This is a genomic window from Pseudomonas sp. S3_E10, assembly GCF_054667615.1.
This window is the reverse complement of record NZ_CP162743.1, coordinates 4,747,267-4,765,804: the sequence shown is the minus strand read 5'-3', so window position 1 is coordinate 4,765,804 and position 18,538 is coordinate 4,747,267. Positions and strand designations below refer to the sequence as shown.

Here is an 18,538-nt window from a genome sequence, read left to right as displayed (position 1 = left end):
CGAGCCAATCGCATTTCAACCCCCACCACACATCAATGTGGGAGGGGGCTTGCTCCCGATGGCGGTGGGTCAGTCAGAAAGTCTGATACTGATACACCGCTATCGGGAGCAAGCCCCCTCCCACACTTAACTGCATTCCAAGCTGAAATCGATGCGGAATCAGCCGCGCTCAGGCTGGAAACGGGTCACGAACCCCTTCAGGTTCTGCTGACGATCCAGCAAATCGCGCAGGCGATCCGCCTCGGCGCGCTCGATCAGCGGCCCGATAAACACACGGTTCTTGCCATCGGCACTGCGGATGTAAGCGTTGTACCCCTGGGCACGCAGCTTCTTCTGCAAAGCGTCGGCACCTTCGCGATTGCCCAGGCTGGCCACCTGGATCGACCAACTGATCGGCAAGCCATTCGGGTCGATGCGGCTCTGCCCCACATCCGGCTTGCCTGGCGCCGCAGGTTGCGGCGCTACCGGCTTGGGCGGGGACGCAGGAGCAGCAGGCTTGGCGGCGACAGCCGGCGCAGCGGGCGCCGGCTTGACCACCGGCACGCTTGGCTGCACCGGCATCGACGGCGCCTGCTGCGCGGCCACTTCCTCATCCGTTGGCACAGGCTCTTGTTCCGGCAACGCCTGGGGCTCGGGCACCACCACAGGCTCAACCTGCACCTGCGGCAAGGCCGGCGCCTGCGGCGCAGCCGGGGCTTCAACCACGACCTGGCGTTGCTCGTCCTGGCGGGAAAACAACATCGGCAGGAAAATCACCGCCAGCGCCACCAGAACCAGGGCTCCAACCATTCGCTGCTTGTACGCGCTATCGAGTAATGCCATGTGCAGCTTCCTCCGTGGAGCGCCGGGCCAACCACTCAAGCGCCTCGGCAACACAATAAAATGATCCGAACAACAGAATCTCGTCCTCCGCCGTCGCCACCGCGCACTGCGCCTCAAGGGCCGCCGTCACGCTTGCATACGATGCCACGGACGCACCAAGGTTCTGCAAGGCCACTTCGAGTTCTGCCGCCGGACGACTGCGCGGCGTATCCAGCGGCGCTACCGCCCAAGCCTGGACACTGCTCGACAACGGTGCAAGCACACCCTCCAGGTCCTTGTCGGCCAGCAAACCGAACACGGCAAGGCGCCGACCGGCCGGCGCCGTGCGCGCCAAACGCCGGGCCAGATAGTCCGCCGCATGGGGGTTATGCCCAACGTCCAACAAGAGGCTCAAGCGCTTGCCCTGCCAGTCGACTACGCGACGGTCCAGGCGCCCTACCACGCGCGTCGCCAGCAAGGTCGCGGCAATCTGCTCGGCATTCCACGGCAGATCCAGCAGCAGATAAGCTTGCAGCGCGAGCGCAGCGTTTTCCATCGGCAGGTTCAGCAGCGGCAGGTCGCGCAGCTCTACGGCTTGACCTCGGGCATCACGCCCACGCCACTGCCAAGACTGCTCGCCGACCTCGAGATTGAATTCGCGCCCCCGCAGGAAAAATGGGCAGGCCAGTTCTCGCACCTTGTCCAGCAAGGGTTGTGGCGGGTCCAGATCACCGCACAGCGCCGGCTTGCCCTGACGGAAGATTCCGGCCTTTTCGTAGGACACGGACTCACGGGTATTACCCAGGTAGTCAGCATGGTCCACGCCAATACTGGTGACCAGCGCCAGGTCCGCATCCACCACATTGACCGTGTCCAGACGCCCACCCAGCCCCACTTCCAGCACGACCACATCCAGTTGCGCGCGCTCGAACAGCCAGAACGCCGCCAGGGTGCCCATCTCGAAGTAAGTCAGGGAAGTTTCGCCCCGGCCGGCATCCAGTGCCGCGAAGGCTTCGCAGAGCTGCTCGTCGGTGGCTTCGACACCATTGAGCTGCACGCGCTCGTTATAGCGCAGCAGGTGCGGTGAGCTGTACACGCCCACTTTCAGCCCTTGGGCTTGCAGCAGCGCGGCAACGAAGGCGCAGGTAGAGCCTTTGCCATTGGTGCCGGTCACCGTGATCACACGCGGTGCCGGCCGGCCCAACCCAAGGCGGGCCGCTACCTGTTGCGAGCGCTCCAGGCCCATGTCGATGGCGGACGGATGCAACTGCTCAAGGTAGGCGAGCCATTCGCCCAGGGTTCGCTGGGTCATAGGTTCGCAGGCACAGGCGGTACGACAATCGGCTCTACTTTAGGCGCGATGTAGACCGGCGTCGGCAGCCCCATCATTTGCGCCAGCAGGTTACCCAGGCGTGGACGCAACTCACCGCGCGCAATGATCATGTCGATCGCGCCATGCTCCAGCAGGAACTCGCTGCGCTGGAAGCCTTCCGGCAGTTTTTCGCGAACGGTCTGCTCGATCACGCGCGGGCCGGCAAAGCCGATCAGGGCTTTCGGCTCGCCGACGATTACATCGCCCAGCATCGCCAGGCTGGCGGATACGCCGCCGTAGACCGGGTCGGTCAGCACGGAGATAAACGGAATACCTTCTTCGCGCAGACGCGCCAATACTGCGGAGGTCTTGGCCATTTGCATCAGGGAAATCAGCGCTTCCTGCATGCGTGCACCACCGGAAGCGGCGAAGCAGATCATCGGGCAACGGTTTTCCAGGGCATAGTTGGCGGCGCGAACAAAACGCTCGCCAACGATGGCGCCCATGGAGCCGCCCATGAAGGAGAACTCGAACGCCGACACGACCACAGGCATGCCCAGCAGCTTGCCGCTGACGGAGATCAAGGCATCCTTCTCACCCGTCTGCTTTTGCGCAGCGCTCAGGCGGTCCTTGTACTTCTTGCCGTCGCGGAACTTGAGACGGTCAACCGGCTCCAGGTCCGCGCCCAGCTCGTTACGGCCGTCGGCATCCAGGAAGATGTCGATACGCGCGCGCGCGCCGATACGCATGTGATGGTTGCACTTGGGGCAAACGTCCAGGGTCTTTTCCAGCTCCGGGCGGTACAGCACCGCGTCGCAGGAAGGGCATTTGTGCCACAGACCTTCAGGAACCGAGCTTTTTTTCACCTCGGAACGCATGATCGAAGGGATCAGTTTGTCTACTAACCAGTTGCTCATGCTTTCTTTCTCCAGTACCGGTGGCTTGAACACAGCCCCGCGTATGCCCTTGAGCTAAATTCATTTATGTGACGATGACGCCAGTTGGACGGGGTCAGACGTTCGACCTGCCATTTCCAACCCGCACCCTCAGCCTTCCAGACAACCTGCCAGTGCAGGGTTGCCACTTCTGTTTCCAGGCCACCCACAGGCGGCACCGGACTGTTTTACACAGTGGTAGTTATGGACGGCGGCAGACTGCCAGCCGTCACATCCCACCGTTGCTGTTGCGCACCGCGTGTAGGAATGCGCGAATCTTGGCGTGGTCCTTGATACCCTTGCCCTGCTCCACCCCGCCACTGACATCCACGGCATACGGCCGGACCTGGGCGATGGCCGCCCCGACGTTCGCCGGGTCAAGGCCGCCGGCCAGGATGATCGGCGTGCCCAGCCCTTCGGGAATCAGCGTCCAATCGAACGCCTCCCCCGTACCACCCGGTACACCTTCGACGTAGGTGTCGAGCAGGATCCCGCGCGCCCCGGCGTACGCGGCACAGGCGGCGGCGATGTCATCACCGGCCTTGACGCGCAGCGCCTTGATGTACGGGCGCTGGTAGCTGTCACATTCGTCCGGGGTTTCGTCGCCGTGAAACTGCAGCATGTCCAGCGGCACGGCATCCAGGGTTTCGTTGAGTTCGCAACGGCTGGCATTGACGAACAATCCCACAGTGGTGACGAACGGCGGCAGTGCCTGGATGATCGCACGCGCCTGCAGCACATTCACTGCGCGCGGGCTCTTGGCATAAAACACAAAACCGATGGCATCCGCCCCCGCCTCGACCGCCGCCAGCGCGTCTTCTATGCGGGTAATCCCGCAAATCTTGCTGCGAACGGCTGACATGTCGTAGAAACCTCAGGGTTTGGCCGAGAAAGTCCCGGATGGTAACAAAAGCTTTTCCGGGCGTCAGCCGCCAAGTTCGCTGAAACCGGTAAGGAAATGTGGCCCGATAAAACGATCCGGCAGTTCGAACTCGTCGCGGTACTCCACATCGACCAGATACAGCCCGAACGGATGCGCCGTGACGCCACCCGTGCGGCGGATGCGGCTCTCGAGCACTTCCCTGGCCCACTCCACCGGACGCTCGCCGGTGCCGATGGTCATCAGCACGCCGGCAATGTTGCGCACCATATGGTGCAGGAACGCACCGGCACGGATGTCCAGCACAATCATCTTGCCGTGGCGACTCACCCGCAGGTGATGCACCTCCTTGATCGGCGACTTGGCCTGGCACTGGCCGGCACGGAAGGCACTGAAATCATGCACGCCCACCAGATGCTGCGCGGCTTCGGCCATGCGCTCGGCGTCCAGCGGGCGGTGGTTCCAGGTAATTTCTTCGTTAAGGTGCGCCGGGCGGATCTGGTCGTTGTAGATCACATAGCGATAGCGCCGGGCAATCGCCTTGAAGCGTGCATGAAAATGCGCCGGCATGACCTTGGCCCAACTGACGCTCACATCATGAGGCAGATTGATATTAGCGCCCATCACCCACGCCTTCATCGTGCGCTCGGCCTGGGTGTCAAAGTGCACCACTTGGCCACAGGCGTGTACCCCGGCGTCGGTACGCCCGGCGCACATCAGCGAGACCGGCGAATCGGCGACCTTGGACAGGGCCTTTTCCAGAGTTTCCTGTACGGTCGGCACGCCCGATGCCTGGCGCTGCCAGCCGCGATAGCGCGAACCTTTGTATTCCACGCCCAGGGCGATGCGGTGAAAGCCTGCGGCCGCCATTTCGGCGGCCGCGTTATCTATATTTGCCAAGAATTGAGAGCCTGATGGGTTGCGCAAAGGCGGCCATTATAAAGACGGCGCAAGGGTGGCGGGCGATTTTGTTATGGAGTGCCCCCTCCCACAACCGTCAGATTCTGCCGAGCATTTCCTTGGCTTCGCCGCGCTGGGACTCATCGCCCTCAGTCAGCACTTCGGCCAGGATGTCTTTCGCGCCATCCGCATCGCCCATATCGATATAGGCCTGGGCCAGGTCCAGCTTGGTGGCAACCTCATTGGCGCCGGAGAGGAAGTCGAACTCCGGCTCATCATCACCCAGTGCAGCGTCTTCGGCCGTGAAGGACGGCCCGATAGGAGGATGCTCAAGGCTCTGGGACAGGCGGTCCAGCTCGGCGTTGACATCATCCAGTTCGGACGCGAAGGCATCGGGCTTGGCATCGGCTTGAGGCTCGTCCGCCAGTGACAGGTCGAAATCTTCCGGCAGATCGAAATCATCCAGCGCTGCGGGGGTGAGGGTCGGCGGCTCCACGGCCGGGACGTCCTTCATCTGCTCTTCCAAGCCCGAAAGGAAGTCATCATCGGACAGGGTCGAAGCCGGCCCATCCACTTGCAGATCCAAGTCGAAGTCCGACAATTCGTTGGCTGCGGTTTGCTGTTGCAGCACCGATTCAAAACTCAACACATCATCCGGATCGGCCGGCGACGCTGCTTCAAGGTCGTCCAGGCTCAGATCAAAATCGGTGTCGGCCGCTTCAGGTTCAGGCGCCGCAGCTGCCGGTTTGTCCTCCAGCAACTCCTTGACGTACTGAGCATCCAGCGCCGCAGCAGCTACCGCAGCACTGACGCCTGCCGCCACGACGGCCATCGCTGGGAAGCGCGACTTGAGCTGCTCGACCTGGGCATGGTTTTCACCATTGGCCACCAACTGACGTTCCTGGGTCACGAAGCCGTCTTTGTCGCTTTGCAGGCCGTAGACTTCCATCAGCTTCAAACGCAGGTCGCTGCGCTTGGGCTCCTGCTTGATCGCCTGCTCCAGCACATCGGCGGCCTGGTTCAGATGACCACGATCGATATGGGACTGGGCTTGCGCCAGCGCATCGTTGGAGTTGACCGGCGCCACGGCGACGGCCAGCGGCGCGAGCACGGAAGCAACCGTTGGCACCACGGCTGCCGGCTGCACTGGCGCCGGGGCGGGCGCGGCCGTCAGCTTGACGTTTGGCGGCGGCGTTTCCAGGCCTTCAAAACTGTCCGATGGCAGGTCCTGCTCGATGTTCGAGCTGAACAGAGGCTCTTCAGCCAGGGCCCGCGCCATGCGCAGGTGCTTTTCCTCTTCACGGCGGGCGTTGCGATGGCGCGCCCACAGCAGCAGGAGCAACAGCACCACCAGCCCCGCCGCGCCGCCGATAACGCCAAGCACAACCGGGTTGGTCAGCAGCTCGTTGAATTTGCCTTCGGCGGTGTCAGCCGCAGCGACTGGCTTGACCGGCTCGGGCGCGGGCGTCGGCGCCGCGACGGGGGCCGCTGGGGCCGCCACGGGCGCGGCAGGCTCAGTGGCCAACTGTGCGGGCATTACCGCCGTCGGTTGCGCGGCCGGCTCGACTTTTTCCGCCTGCAGACGGGCCAATTGATCGTTCTTCAGTTGAATCAGCTTTTGCAGCTTATCCAACTGGCTTTGCAAATCGGCCGCGCGGCTTTTCAGCTCTTCGTTGTCGCGGCGAGTCGTGTCCAGTTGCTCCTGGGTCATCGCCAGTTTGTCGCTCAGGGCCTGACTGTCACCGGACTTGCCTTTGCCACCCTTCTTGGCCGCTTCGGCCGAAACCAAGCTCAAATTGTCCTTGGCATTGGTGGTAGACGGTGCGTTGCCCGCCTGGGTGCGCTTGGTGGCGTCCAGTTGCTGTTTGCCGGCGGCCTGGTTATTGGCCGAGCGCCGGCCCTGGCGCCACGCATCGTTCTGCGCACGCACTTCGGCGATCGCCTGGGGTTGCGGCAGCGCCGTGCTTTGCACCGTGTCCGGCAGGCGCAGCACCTGGCCGGTTTTAAGGCGATTGATATTGCCGCCGACAAAGGCGCCAGGGTTCAACGCCTGGATGGCCAGCATGGTCTGCTGCACCGAGCCGCCGTTGCGGTATTTCTCGGCAATTTCCCACAGGGTGTCGCGGGAGGTGGTGGTGTGTTGGGCCGAGGTGCTGGCGGCGGGCGCGCTGCTGGCAGGCGCACTCAAGCGCGGCGCGGCGGCCTTGGCCACCGGTGCGGGTTGGTCGAATTTGGCCGGGTCGAGCAATACGCTGTAATCGCGCATCAGGCGGCCGTTGGGCCATTGCACCTGCAGCAGAAAGCGCACATAGGAATCAGGCAGCGGCTTGCTGGAGGTGACACGCACCACGCTGCGACCATTGGGGTTGATCACCGGGGTAAACGTCAGGTCATTGAGAAACGCCTGGCGATCCACGCCCGCATCCACAAACGCCTGGGATGAAGCCAGGCTCGGGGTGATCTCGGCCGCCGTGAGGCCACCGACATCCAGCAATTCGATTTCCACCGACAGGGGCTGGTTCAACTTCGACTTGAGGGTCATTTCCCCGAGCTGCAGCGCCTGCGCCATACCGGAGGACAGCGCCGAGGCGGCCGCTATTGCTAACACCAGTTTGCGAACTTGAACCATAGCCTCATCCTTTGTCTGAACACTCCCCGGCCTGCGAGAAGGTTGGTAACCGCTTGCCATAAGGCATGGCGAGCCGATAGGTCACCGACACGCAACTGTTCCTGCTTGGGGCCAAGCATAGCGCCTGGTTAGAATCAATCTACAAATTGCCGCCAAGTATCTTTTACACAAGGCCTTTTATCAACAACTGCGCCAGTTGCACCGCGTTAAGGGCTGCGCCTTTACGTACGTTATCTGACGTCAACCACAAATTTAGTTCCGCAGGGTCATCCACGCCGGTGCGAACACGGCCCACATAGACCACATCCTGCCCCACGGCATCGCCCACGGCAGTGGGGTAATCCCCCTCCTCTACCAGCTCTATGCCTGGTGCGGTGCCGAGCACGCGGTTGACCGCCGCCAGGTCGACCGGCGCGCCCAACTGCAACGACACAGTCAGGCTATCGCCAAAAAACACCGGGGCTTGAACGCAAGTTGCGGAAATCTTTAGCAAAGGTAATTCCAGCACTGCACGAAGTTCGTGTACGAGACGCTTCTCCAGGGCGGTATGACCTTGAGCATCTGGCGTGCCGACTTGTGCCAGCAGGTTGAAGGCCATCTGCCGATCAAAGAACTTCGGCTCCAGCGGGCGTACGTTCAGCAGTTCCGCCGTCTGACGGGCCAACTCACTGACCGCCTCACGGCCTTGGGCCGACACCGCCAGGTTGGCGGTAACGCTGACGCGCTGGATATCCAGCACCGCGCGCAACGGCGCCAGCACCACGGCCAGGTTGGTGGCGGACGGGCTCGGGCTGCCAAGCTGGAAGGGTTTTTTCAGGCTGCCCAGAACGTGTGCATTGGCTTCGGGCACCACCTGGGGCGCTTGGTCGACGGGCAAGGCACCCGACAAATCGATCACCGCACACCCTGCCGCCGTGGCGCGCGGTGCAAAGCTCAGGGTTACCGCAGGGCCAGCGGCGAAAAACGCCAGTTGCGCCTTGCTGAAGTCGAACTCGTCGACTTCCTTGACCCGCACGTTCTTGCCACGAAACGGGACCGATGCACCGGCGGAGTTACTGCCCGCCAGCAAGTACAAGGTGCCCACCGGGAAATTCAGCTCTTCGAGAATCTGCACCAGGGTTTCGCCAACGGTGCCGGTGGCGCCGATTACGGCAATTTCAAAGGTCTGGGTCATGGGGGCTGCCTCGGGCATTGCGGGGGAGCGGCACTTTACCGGGTGGCAGGGGGTGAGGCAATTAGCCTGGGGGTTGTGGTGTGGCTGATGGCCTCATCGGGAGCAAGCCCCTCCCACATTTTGTTCTGCGCAGTGTGCGAGGGGGCTTGCTCCCGATGAGGCCCGAAAGCCCATTAAAAAACCCCGCGCCTGTCACCAGAGCGCGGGGTTTTTAAACAGCCTACAAGCAATCAACGCTCCAGCAAAATCCGCAGCATACGGCGCAGCGGTTCAGCCGCGCCCCACAGCAGCTGGTCGCCCACGGTGAACGCGCCGAGGAACTGGCTGCCCATATTCAGCTTGCGCAGGCGGCCCACCGGTACATTCAGAGTGCCGGTGACCTTGGTCGGGCTCAACTCCTGCATGCTGATATCGCGGTTGTTCGGCACCAGCTTGACCCATGGGTTGTGCTGGCTGATCAGCCCTTCGATATCGGCGATCGGCACATCTTTGTTCAACTTGATGGTCAGCGCCTGGCTGTGGCAACGCATGGCGCCGATACGCACGCAAATGCCGTCAACCGGGATCGGGCTCTTGAAGCGACCGAGGATCTTGTTGGTCTCGGCCTGGGCCTTCCACTCTTCACGGCTCTGGCCGTTGGGCAGTTCCTTGTCGATCCACGGGATCAGGCTACCGGCCAATGGCACACCGAAGTTCTCGGTCGGGTAGGCATCGCTGCGCATGGCTTCGGCCACGCGGCGATCAATGTCGAGGATCGCGCTGGCCGGGTCGGCCAGTTGATCGGCGACAGCGGCGTGGGTCGCGCCCATCTGCTTGATCAGTTCGCGCATGTTCTGCGCGCCGGCGCCGGACGCCGCCTGATAGGTCATGGCGCTCATCCACTCCACCAGGCCAGCCTCGAACAGACCACCCAGGCCCATCAGCATCAGGCTGACGGTGCAGTTGCCGCCCACGTAGTTCTTGGTGCCGGCGTCCAGTTGCTGGTCGATGACCTTGCGGTTGACCGGGTCGAGGATGATCACCGCATCGTCCTGCATGCGCAGGCTCGACGCGGCGTCGATCCAATAACCCTGCCAGCCGGCTTCGCGCAGCTTGGGGAAGACTTCGCTGGTGTAGTCGCCGCCCTGGCAGGTCAGGATCACGTCGAGGGTTTTGAGCTCGTCAATGCTGTAGGCGTCCTTGAGCGGGGCAATATCCTTGCCCACGGACGGCCCTTGGCCACCCACGTTCGATGTGGTGAAAAACACCGGCTCAATAAGATCGAAATCCTGCTCTTCCAGCATCCGCTGCATGAGCACGGAACCGACCATACCGCGCCAACCGATCAGACCTACACGTTTCATCGCAACTACACCTTGTTAAAAAGTGGGCCGCCTGGCGGCAATAACTGCCAGCGGGCCCGAGAGATTACAGATTCCGCAGCGCGGCGACTACTGCGTCGCCCATTTCTTGCGTTCCGACTTTGGTGCAACCCTGCGACCAGATGTCGCCGGTGCGCAGGCCTTGGTCCAGCACCAGGCTTACAGCCTTCTCGATGGCGTCCGCCGCATCGGACAGGTTGAAGCTGTAACGCAACATCATAGAGACCGACAAAATCGTCGCCAGCGGGTTGGCGATGCCCTGGCCCGCGATGTCCGGCGCCGAACCGTGGCAAGGCTCGTACATGCCCTTGTTGTTGGTATCCAGCGACGCCGACGGCAGCATGCCGATGGAACCGGTGAGCATGGAGGCCTGGTCGGACAGGATGTCGCCGAACAGGTTGTCGGTGACGATCACGTCGAACTGCTTCGGCGCGCGCACCAGTTGCATGGCGGCGTTGTCGACGTACATGTGGCTCAGCTCGACGTCCGGGTAGTCCTTGGCGACTTCTTCAACGATTTCGCGCCACAGCTGGCTGGAAGCCAGGACGTTGGCCTTGTCGACCGAGCAAACCTTTTTGCCGCGCACGCGAGCCATGTCGAAACCGACACGGGCGATACGGCGGATTTCGCTCTCGCTGTACGGCAGGGTGTCGTAGGCCTGGCGTTCGCCATTTTCCAACTCACGCACGCCGCGTGGCGAGCCGAAGTAGATACCGCCGGTCAGCTCACGCACGATCAGGATATCCAGGCCCGCCACTACTTCCGGCTTGAGGCTCGACGCATCGGCCAGTTGCGGGTAGAGGATCGCGGGGCGCAGGTTGCCGAACAGGCCCAGTTGCGCGCGGATTTTCAGCAGGCCGCGCTCAGGGCGGATATCACGTTCGATCTTGTCCCACTTCGGGCCACCCACGGCGCCGAGCAGTACGGCGTCGGCGGCGCGGGCGCGGTCCAAGGTTTCGTCGGCCAGGGGCACGCCGTGCTTGTCGATGGCTGCGCCGCCGATCACGTCGTGGCTCAGCTCGAAACCCAGGCTGTACTTGCTGTTGGCGAGTTCCAGCACCTTGACCGCTTCGGCCATGATTTCCGGACCAATACCGTCGCCAGGGAGAATCAGAATCTGCTTGCTCATGCGTTCCTCATTTCATCAAGCAACCCGCCCGTGGGCAGGTCGGGAAAAATCAATCAGCGTTCAGCGAAGACCACCAGCACGTCGGTGCTGAAGGTGCCGTCGGCTTGAATCTCATAGTAATCGCGTACTTCCTGGCCCATCGCCTGCTGCAACTGCAGGATCGCGACGCGCAAGGCTTGGGGCGTGCGCATGCGTTCGACCCAGGAGGTGTATTCCAGGCGCAGGCGCTGGCGACTGCTGTTGCGTACATGCAAACCGGCTTCGCTGAGCTGGCGCATCCACTCGGCGGCGGAGTAATCGCGCACGTGGCTGGTGTCGCGCAGCACTTCGACGGTTTGCAGGTAAGTGTCCAACAGCGGGCTGCCCGGTGACAAGACGTCGACAAACGCCGCCACACCGCCCGGCTTGAGCACGCGGCGCACTTCGCGCAGGGCCAGGCCAAGATCGCTCCAGTGGTGAGCCGAGTAGCGGCTGAACACGAAGTCAAACTCGCCATCGGCAAATGGCAGGCGTTCGGCGGCGCCCTGTACGGTGCTGATGTTGGTGAAGCCGCGATCTTGCGCAGCGCCAGCCACTACATCGAGCATCTGCTGGGACAGGTCATAGGCCACCACGTCTTTAACCAACGGCGCCACGTGGAAGCTGACATGCCCGGCGCCGCAGCCCAGATCCAGTAGCCGTGCACCGCCCTGCCCGGCCAGCTCGGCCTGCAGCAGCGCGAACTCGGTGCCTTGGGCGTGCACGGCACTGCTCAGGTAGGCCGCAGCCTGTTCGCCGAATTGTTTTTGCACGACTTGGGTATGGGCGGTGGTGGTCATGGTGGCTTTCCTTGGGTGGTGTGTTGTTAACACTGGCCATATCGGGGGCAAGCCCCTCCCACCTTTGACTGCATTCACAGATCAAAATGTGGGAGGGGCGGTGCGACGATTCGACTTGCTCCCGATGGCGGCAGTCCTGCCTACAGCAAATCAGGCGTCGCGAAACAACCAAGGCTGGCTAGCCCGGTGTTTGGCTTCAAACGCGGCAATCGCCTCGCCGTCCTGCAAGGTCAGGCCAATATCATCCAGGCCGTTGATCAGGCAGTGTTTGCGGAAGGCGTCCACTTCAAAGTGATACACCTTGCCATCCGGACGGGTCACGGTTTGCGCGGCCAGGTCGACGGTCAATTGGTAGCCCACATCGGCTTCCACCTGCTTGAACAGTTCGTCGACTTCTGCGTCGGTCAAGATGATCGGCAACAGGCCGTTCTTGAAGCTGTTATTGAAGAAAATGTCGGCGTAGCTCGGCGCGATGATGCTGCGAAAGCCATATTCTTCCAGGGCCCACGGCGCGTGTTCACGGCTGGAGCCGCAACCGAAGTTTTCCCGGGCCAGCAATACACTGGCACCCTGGTAACGCTCGGCGTTGAGCACAAAGTCCTTGTTCAACGGGCGCTTGGAGTTGTCCTGGTAGGCGTAGCCCACATCCAGGTAGCGCCATTCGTCGAACAGGTTAGGGCCGAAACCGGTGCGCTTGATCGACTTCAAGAACTGCTTGGGGATGATCTGGTCGGTGTCCACGTTGGCACGGTCCAACGGCGCGACAAGACCTGTGTGTTGGGTAAAAGCTCTCATCGGGTATTCCTCAGATCAATTCGCGAACGTCGATGAAACGACCGTTGACGGCAGCCGCGGCGGCCATGGCCGGGCTGACCAGGTGGGTACGCCCGCCGGCGCCCTGACGCCCTTCGAAGTTACGGTTGGAGGTGGACGCGCAATGCTCGCCCGACTCCAGCCGGTCCGGGTTCATCGCCAGGCACATCGAACAGCCCGGCTCGCGCCACTCAAAACCGGCTTCCAGGAAGATTTTGTCCAGGCCTTCGGCTTCGGCTTGCGCTTTGACCAGGCCCGAGCCCGGCACCACGATGGCTTGCTTGATGGTCGAGGCGACCTTGCGGCCCTTGGCGATCACCGCCGCAGCGCGCAGGTCTTCGATCCGCGAGTTGGTGCAGGAGCCGATGAATACGCGGTCCAACTGGATGTCGGTGATCGCCTGGTTGGCTTTCAACCCCATGTATTTCAAGGCGCGCTCGATGGAACCGCGCTTGACCAGGTCGGCCTCTTTGGCCGGGTCCGGCACGTTCTGGTCAACGGCCAAGACCATTTCCGGCGAAGTGCCCCAGCTGACTTGCGGCTTGATCTGCGCGGCGTCGAGCTCAACCACGGTGTCGAACACCGCGTCGGCGTCCGACACCAGGTCTTTCCAGGCTTCGACCGCGGCGTCCCAATCGGCGCCGCTTGGCGCGAACGGACGACCTTTGACGTATTCAACGGTCTTCTCATCCGCCGCCACCATGCCCACACGGGCACCGGCTTCGATGGACATGTTGCAAATGGTCATGCGGCCTTCGATGGACAGGTCGCGGATCGCACTGCCGGCGAATTCAATGGCGTGGCCATTACCGCCGGCGGTGCCAATCTTGCCGATCACGGCGAGCACGATGTCCTTGGCGGTGACGCCGAACGGCAAGGTGCCTTCGACACGCACCAGCATGTTCTTCATCTTTTTGGCGACCAGGCACTGGGTGGCGAACACATGCTCCACCTCGGACGTACCGATGCCATGGGCCAAGGCGCCAAAGGCCCCGTGGGTGGAGGTGTGCGAGTCGCCGCAAACCACGGTCATGCCCGGCAACGTGGCGCCCTGCTCCGGGCCGATGACGTGGACGATGCCTTGACGCACGTCATTCATCTTGAATTCGGTGATGCCATATTCGTCGCAGTAGTCATCCAGGGTCTGTACCTGCAGACGCGATACCTGGTCGGCAATCGCTTCGATGCCGCCCTTGCGCTCCGGGGTGGTCGGTACGTTGTGGTCCGGGGTGGCGATGATCGAGTCGACACGCCAAGGCTTGCGCCCTGCCAGTCGCAGGCCTTCGAACGCTTGGGGCGAGGTCACTTCATGGATGATGTGACGGTCGATGTAGATCAGCGACGACCCATCATCGCGCCGTTTCACTTCATGGGAATCCCAAAGCTTGTCGTAAAGCGTTTTGCCGGCCATCAGTCGGTCCTCATCAGCGGTATTTCATGCGCCGGGCTTTTCAATAACCCTTTGGCTTGTGAGGCTGATGGTATGGCGCTACATTAAATAACTCAAATTCATATTTTTTATGCTTTGGATTACCAACTGGAATAGCACCATGGACCTGGCCAACCTGAATGCCTTTATTGCCATCGCCGAGACCGGCAGCTTCTCCGGCGCGGGCGAACGCCTGCACCTGACCCAACCGGCCATCAGCAAGCGCATCGCCGGCCTGGAGCAACAACTGAAGGTGCGCCTGTTCGATCGTTTGGGCCGTGAAGTGGGTTTGACCGAAGCCGGGCGGGCCCTGCTGCCGCGCGCTTATCAGATTCTGAATGTGCTGGACGACACCCGTCGCGCCCTTACCAACCTCACCGGTGAAGTCAGTGGCCGCCTGACTTTGGCCACCAGTCACCATATCGGCCTGCACCGCCTGCCACCCGTGCTGCGCACCTTTACCCGGGAATACCCGAACGTGGCGCTGGATATTCAGTTTCTCGATTCGGAAGTGGCCTACGAAGAAATCCTCCACGGCCGCGCCGAAGTGGCCGTCATCACCCTGGCGCCCGAACCGCACAACCTGGTGCGCGCCACGCCGGTGTGGGACGACCCCCTGGATTTTGTAGTCGCGCCGGAGCACAGCCTGATCAGCAACGGCGCTATCAGCCTGGCCGATATTGCCGGCCATCCGGCGGTTTTCCCTGGCGGCAACACCTTTACCCATCATATTGTCAGCCGGTTGTTCGAAGCCCAGGGCCTGACGCCGAATATCGCAATGAGCACTAACTACCTGGAAACGATCAAGATGATGGTGTCGATCGGCCTGGCCTGGAGCGTTTTACCGCGCACCATGCTCGATGATCAGGTGGCAAGTATCGCTTTGCCGGGCATACAGCTCAGTCGCCAGCTAGGCTATATCGTGCACACCGAAAGGACGCTGTCGAACGCTGCGCGGGCTTTCATGAGCCTGTTGGATGCACAGGTGGATTTGCCAGGGATACCGGCATGACGCCGTGCGGCCTCAGGTTCTGAGTAGAACCGCGCTGTTTGCCCATCGGATCAAGGCCCTTTGATAATGCGCAACCCCGTCGATTCCCTGCCACCCCTGCCGCGCATCTACGCCCTGGACCCCCAAGAGGCGGAGCAAAGCTGGGAGAGTGCCCCGCAACTGCTGGCCGCCCTCAACGCTGCCCGGCTGGGCGCATGGTGCTGGGAAATCGACACCGGCAGGATCAACTGGTCGCGGGGCACCCAGGCACTGTTTGGTTTTGACCCGCGCCAACCACTGCCCAATGACCTCGATTACCTTGACCTGCTGGCCGCCGAAGATCGCGCGCGGGTGATACGGGCTTTTCATGCGGTATTGGCGGGCGAGCCGTTCGAGCAGGCCATGCACCACCGCATCCAATGGCCGGACGGCAGCTTTCACTGGCTGGAAATCAATGGCAGTTTGCTGCCGGACAAAAGCGGTCGGCGCCGTATGATCGGCGTGATCCGTGAGATCACCCATCAGCGCGAACGGGAAAGCGCCCTCAGCCACTCCGAAAAACGCTTCGCCACGCTGTTTCACCTGTGCCCGAACATGGTGCTGCTCACGCGCCAGTCAGACGGCCTGATCAGCGAAGCCAACCAATATTTCGAGATGCTCTTCGGCTGGCCCGTCGCCGATGTGATCGGCCGCACCACCCTCGACCTGGGCCTGTGGCGCCATCCCGAGCAGCGCGCGCAGTTGGTCAAGTCCACTCAGCGCAAGGGCGAGCCGATCACCATGGAGGTGCAGTTTTGCGCCAGCAACGGACAGATCCACGACGGCACCCTTAGCGCGCAAAAGGTCGAGCTGGACGGCGAGGCCTATCTGATCAGCACCTTCCTCGACACCACCGAACGCAAAAATGCCGAGCAGGCGCTCAAGGACAGCCAGGAGCGCCTTGACCTGGCCCTGGACTCCGCGCAACTGGGCACCTGGGACTGGCACATCCCCAGCGGCATGCTCTACGGCTCGGCGCGCGCCGCCCAGCTACACGGCTTGCCGCCCGAGCCGTTCCATGAATCCTTCGACGCCTTTTTCGAGGGCATGCCCAATGAAGAGCGCGAGAGCATGCGCAATGCCTACCGCACCCTGCGTGAAGGCCCGGCCGGCAATTATCAACTGACCTACCGCGTCCCCATGGAAGACGGCACCTCGCGCTACCTGGAAAGCCGCGCCCGCTTGTACCGTGATGCGAAACATGCGCCGTTGCGCATGGCCGGCACCTTGCTGGACATCACCGACCAGGTGGAACGCGAACAACGCTTGATCGCCTCCGAAGAAAAATTCGCCAGCCTGTTCCAGGCCAGCCCCGACCCCATCTGCGTCACGCGCCTTGAAACCGGGACCTTTATCGAGATCAACCCGGCTTTTACCCAAACCTTCGGCTGGACCGCCGCCGAGGTGCTCGACCAGCGCGCAGACCAAATAGGCTTGTGGGACGACTCCAGCAAGCGCCTGGAGCGTATCGAGCGCGTCATTCGCGAACAGGCATTGAGCAACGTGGCCGTGGTGGTGCGCCACAAAAGCGGCCAGAGCCTGACCTGTGTGATTTCCAGCCGCTTGATCAAGGTCGGCGACCAACCCTGCATCGTCACCACCTTGCGCGATATCACCCAGCAACAACGCTCGGAGGCGGCGCTCAAGGCCAGCGAAGAGAAATTCGCCAAGGCTTTCCACTCCAGCCCCGACGCAATTTCCATCACCGAACGCGATACCGGCCGTTATGTGGAGGTCAACGACGGCTTCTGCCGCCTGACCGGCTACCGCGCCGAAGAGGCGATTGGCCTGACGCTGTACCAGATCGGTATCTGGGCCGATGAGAACCAGCGTTCGGCGCTATTGGCCGAGCTGAAGATCAAAGGCCGTATTCATCACATGGAGATGCTCTGGCACAACAAACGTGGCGAACTGCTGGCGGTGGAAGTCTCGGTGGAGCCCATCAGCCTGAATGAAACCGCGTGCCTGTTGCTGACCGCGCGAGACGTGAGCCTGTTGAAAAACGCCCAGGCGCAGATCCGGCACCTGGCCTATCACGACCCGCTGACCAACCTGCCCAACCGCGCATTGCTGATGGACCGCCTGAGCCAGCAGATCGCCTTGCTCAAGCGCCATAATTTACGCGGAGCCCTGCTGTTTCTCGACCTCGACCACTTCAAGCACATCAACGATTCCCTCGGCCATCCGGTGGGCGACACGGTGCTGAAAATCGTCACCGCGCGCCTCGAAGCCAGCGTACGCATGGAAGACACCGTGGCACGCCTGGGCGGCGATGAGTTTGTGGTGCTGCTCAGCGGCCTGGACGGCTCACGCGTGGAAGTCACCCATCAAGTGCAGGACCTGGCCAATACCCTGCGCGAACTGCTTTCGGAGCCGATGTTCCTCGATGGCCATCGCTTGCAGGTCACGCCGAGCATCGGTGTGGCATTGATTCCCGATCATGGCTCCACCCCGGCCGACCTGCTCAAACGCGCTGACATCGCCCTTTATCGTGCCAAGGACTCCGGGCGCAACACCACGCAGATGTTCCACAACAGCATGCAAAAGACCGCCAGCGAGCGCTTGCGCATGGAAACCGACCTGCGCCTGGCCCTGTCGCGCGGCGAATTCACTGTGCATTACCAGCCTCAGGTAGACGCGCGCGGCAACAAAATCGTCGGCGCGGAGGCGTTGGTGCGCTGGCAGCACCCGCAGTTGGGTGCGCAGTCGCCGTCCGACTTTATCAAGGTGCTGGAAGACAGCGGCCTGATCCTCGAAGTGGGCACCTGGATCCTCGATGAAGCCTGCGCCGCCTTTGAGCAGTTGATTGCGCAAGGCCTGGTGGACCCACTCAATTTCAGCCTCTGCGTGAATATCAGCCCCCGGCAGTTTCGCCAGAATGACTTCGTCGAACAGGTGGAGCACAGCCTCAAGCAGCACTCACTGCCCTGCAGCCTGCTGAAATTGGAAATCACCGAAGGCATCGTGATCCAGAACCTCGACGACACGATCAGCAAAATGCGCCGCCTGAAAAAGCTCGGAGTGAGCTTTGCGATGGATGACTTCGGCACCGGCTACTCATCGCTGACCTACCTCAAGCGCCTGCCGGTGGATGCGTTGAAGATCGACCAGTCGTTTGTACGCGATGCGACTCACGACCCGAACGACGCCGAGATCATCCGTGCCATTGTGGCCATGGCCCGCAGTCTGAACCTGGAAGTGATCGCCGAGGGCGTGGAAACCCTGGAACAATTGGCGTTTCTGCAAAAGCTGGGGTGCCATTTGTTCCAAGGGTATTTACACAGCCGACCATTGCCTATCGAGGGCTTCAGGCGGTTATTGGAGTAG

General features: G+C 62.0%; 14 protein-coding genes. 2 read left to right on the top strand and 12 right to left on the bottom strand.

The window, feature by feature from the left end:
- Nucleotides 1-159: 159 nt before the first annotated feature.
- From AB4N98_RS21840 to leuC, 12 genes are all read right to left on the bottom strand, one after another.
- Complete coding sequence (locus AB4N98_RS21840; RefSeq protein WP_068931619.1) at nt 160-822, bottom strand: SPOR domain-containing protein; 663 nt, start codon at nt 820-822, stop codon at nt 160-162.
- Nucleotides 806-2,113 carry a bifunctional tetrahydrofolate synthase/dihydrofolate synthase gene (gene folC / locus AB4N98_RS21835; RefSeq protein ID WP_017530183.1) on the bottom strand — a complete coding sequence of 436 codons (1,308 nt, stop codon included), beginning with the start codon at nt 2,111-2,113 and terminating at the stop codon, nt 806-808. The genes AB4N98_RS21840 and folC overlap by 17 nt, the downstream gene beginning before the upstream one ends.
- Nucleotides 2,110-3,030: an acetyl-CoA carboxylase, carboxyltransferase subunit beta gene (gene accD / locus AB4N98_RS21830; protein ID WP_017530184.1), complete on the bottom strand. Its 921-nt coding sequence runs from the start codon at nt 3,028-3,030 to the stop codon at nt 2,110-2,112. Before accD ends, folC begins: the two co-directional genes overlap by 4 nt.
- Before the next feature lie 247 nt (nt 3,031-3,277).
- Nucleotides 3,278-3,910, bottom strand: coding sequence for a phosphoribosylanthranilate isomerase (locus AB4N98_RS21825; RefSeq protein ID WP_017530185.1), 633 nt, complete (start codon nt 3,908-3,910; stop codon nt 3,278-3,280).
- A gap of 63 nt (nt 3,911-3,973) precedes the next feature.
- On the bottom strand, nt 3,974-4,798 hold the full coding sequence (gene truA, locus AB4N98_RS21820) for a tRNA pseudouridine(38-40) synthase TruA (protein ID WP_020379920.1): 825 nt from the start codon (nt 4,796-4,798) through the stop codon (nt 3,974-3,976).
- A gap of 127 nt (nt 4,799-4,925) precedes the next feature.
- On the bottom strand, nt 4,926-7,457 hold the full coding sequence (locus AB4N98_RS21815) for a FimV/HubP family polar landmark protein (RefSeq protein WP_137219791.1): 2,532 nt from the start codon (nt 7,455-7,457) through the stop codon (nt 4,926-4,928).
- Between the two features lie 163 nt (nt 7,458-7,620).
- A complete protein-coding gene (locus tag AB4N98_RS21810; RefSeq protein WP_017530188.1) occupies nt 7,621-8,631 on the bottom strand; it encodes an aspartate-semialdehyde dehydrogenase in 1,011 nt (336 codons plus the stop codon).
- Between the two features lie 230 nt (nt 8,632-8,861).
- Entirely contained in the window at nt 8,862-9,974 is a 1,113-nt protein-coding gene (asd, locus tag AB4N98_RS21805; protein ID WP_017530189.1) for an aspartate-semialdehyde dehydrogenase, read from the bottom strand.
- 64 nt (nt 9,975-10,038) lie between these two features.
- Nucleotides 10,039-11,121: a 3-isopropylmalate dehydrogenase gene (gene leuB / locus AB4N98_RS21800; protein WP_017530190.1), complete on the bottom strand. Its 1,083-nt coding sequence runs from the start codon at nt 11,119-11,121 to the stop codon at nt 10,039-10,041.
- 53 nt (nt 11,122-11,174) lie between these two features.
- Nucleotides 11,175-11,939, bottom strand: coding sequence for a class I SAM-dependent methyltransferase (locus AB4N98_RS21795; RefSeq protein WP_017530191.1), 765 nt, complete (start codon nt 11,937-11,939; stop codon nt 11,175-11,177).
- A 150-nt stretch (nt 11,940-12,089) separates the two neighbouring features.
- Nucleotides 12,090-12,734, bottom strand: coding sequence for a 3-isopropylmalate dehydratase small subunit (gene leuD, locus AB4N98_RS21790; protein ID WP_017530192.1), 645 nt, complete (start codon nt 12,732-12,734; stop codon nt 12,090-12,092).
- A gap of 10 nt (nt 12,735-12,744) precedes the next feature.
- Nucleotides 12,745-14,163: a 3-isopropylmalate dehydratase large subunit gene (leuC, locus tag AB4N98_RS21785; protein WP_017530193.1), complete on the bottom strand. Its 1,419-nt coding sequence runs from the start codon at nt 14,161-14,163 to the stop codon at nt 12,745-12,747.
- Between the two features lie 139 nt (nt 14,164-14,302).
- Here leuC and AB4N98_RS21780 point away from each other — a divergent pair, with 139 nt between their 5' ends.
- Together AB4N98_RS21780 and AB4N98_RS21775 are read left to right on the top strand one after the other, a co-directional pair.
- The gene (locus AB4N98_RS21780) at nt 14,303-15,193 is read left to right on the top strand and encodes a LysR family transcriptional regulator (protein WP_017530194.1); all 891 of its coding nucleotides are present in this window, start codon (nt 14,303-14,305) and stop codon (nt 15,191-15,193) included.
- Nucleotides 15,194-15,259: 66 nt separating this feature from the next.
- Nucleotides 15,260-18,538 (top strand): EAL domain-containing protein, encoded by a 3,279-nt coding sequence (locus tag AB4N98_RS21775; RefSeq protein WP_460148911.1) that lies wholly within the window; start codon nt 15,260-15,262, stop codon nt 18,536-18,538.

What these genes read in the sequence shown, in the direction of transcription:
- asd (WP_017530189.1), bottom strand. Translation starts at nt 9,974, where the DNA reads ATGAAACGTGTAGGTCTGATCGGTTGGCGCGGTATGGTCGGTTCCGTG.
- folC (WP_017530183.1), bottom strand. Translation starts at nt 2,113, where the DNA reads ATGACCCAGCGAACCCTGGGCGAATGGCTCGCCTACCTTGAGCAGTTG.
- AB4N98_RS21775 (WP_460148911.1), top strand. Translation starts at nt 15,260, where the DNA reads ATGCGCAACCCCGTCGATTCCCTGCCACCCCTGCCGCGCATCTACGCC.
- accD (WP_017530184.1), bottom strand. Translation starts at nt 3,030, where the DNA reads ATGAGCAACTGGTTAGTAGACAAACTGATCCCTTCGATCATGCGTTCC.
- AB4N98_RS21815 (WP_137219791.1), bottom strand. Translation starts at nt 7,457, where the DNA reads ATGGTTCAAGTTCGCAAACTGGTGTTAGCAATAGCGGCCGCCTCGGCG.
- truA (WP_020379920.1), bottom strand. Translation starts at nt 4,798, where the DNA reads ATGGCGGCCGCAGGCTTTCACCGCATCGCCCTGGGCGTGGAATACAAA.
- leuB (WP_017530190.1), bottom strand. Translation starts at nt 11,121, where the DNA reads ATGAGCAAGCAGATTCTGATTCTCCCTGGCGACGGTATTGGTCCGGAA.
- AB4N98_RS21780 (WP_017530194.1), top strand. Translation starts at nt 14,303, where the DNA reads ATGGACCTGGCCAACCTGAATGCCTTTATTGCCATCGCCGAGACCGGC.
- leuD (WP_017530192.1), bottom strand. Translation starts at nt 12,734, where the DNA reads ATGAGAGCTTTTACCCAACACACAGGTCTTGTCGCGCCGTTGGACCGT.
- AB4N98_RS21795 (WP_017530191.1), bottom strand. Translation starts at nt 11,939, where the DNA reads ATGACCACCACCGCCCATACCCAAGTCGTGCAAAAACAATTCGGCGAA.
- leuC (WP_017530193.1), bottom strand. Translation starts at nt 14,163, where the DNA reads ATGGCCGGCAAAACGCTTTACGACAAGCTTTGGGATTCCCATGAAGTG.
- AB4N98_RS21825 (WP_017530185.1), bottom strand. Translation starts at nt 3,910, where the DNA reads ATGTCAGCCGTTCGCAGCAAGATTTGCGGGATTACCCGCATAGAAGAC.
- AB4N98_RS21840 (WP_068931619.1), bottom strand. Translation starts at nt 822, where the DNA reads ATGGCATTACTCGATAGCGCGTACAAGCAGCGAATGGTTGGAGCCCTG.
- AB4N98_RS21810 (WP_017530188.1), bottom strand. Translation starts at nt 8,631, where the DNA reads ATGACCCAGACCTTTGAAATTGCCGTAATCGGCGCCACCGGCACCGTT.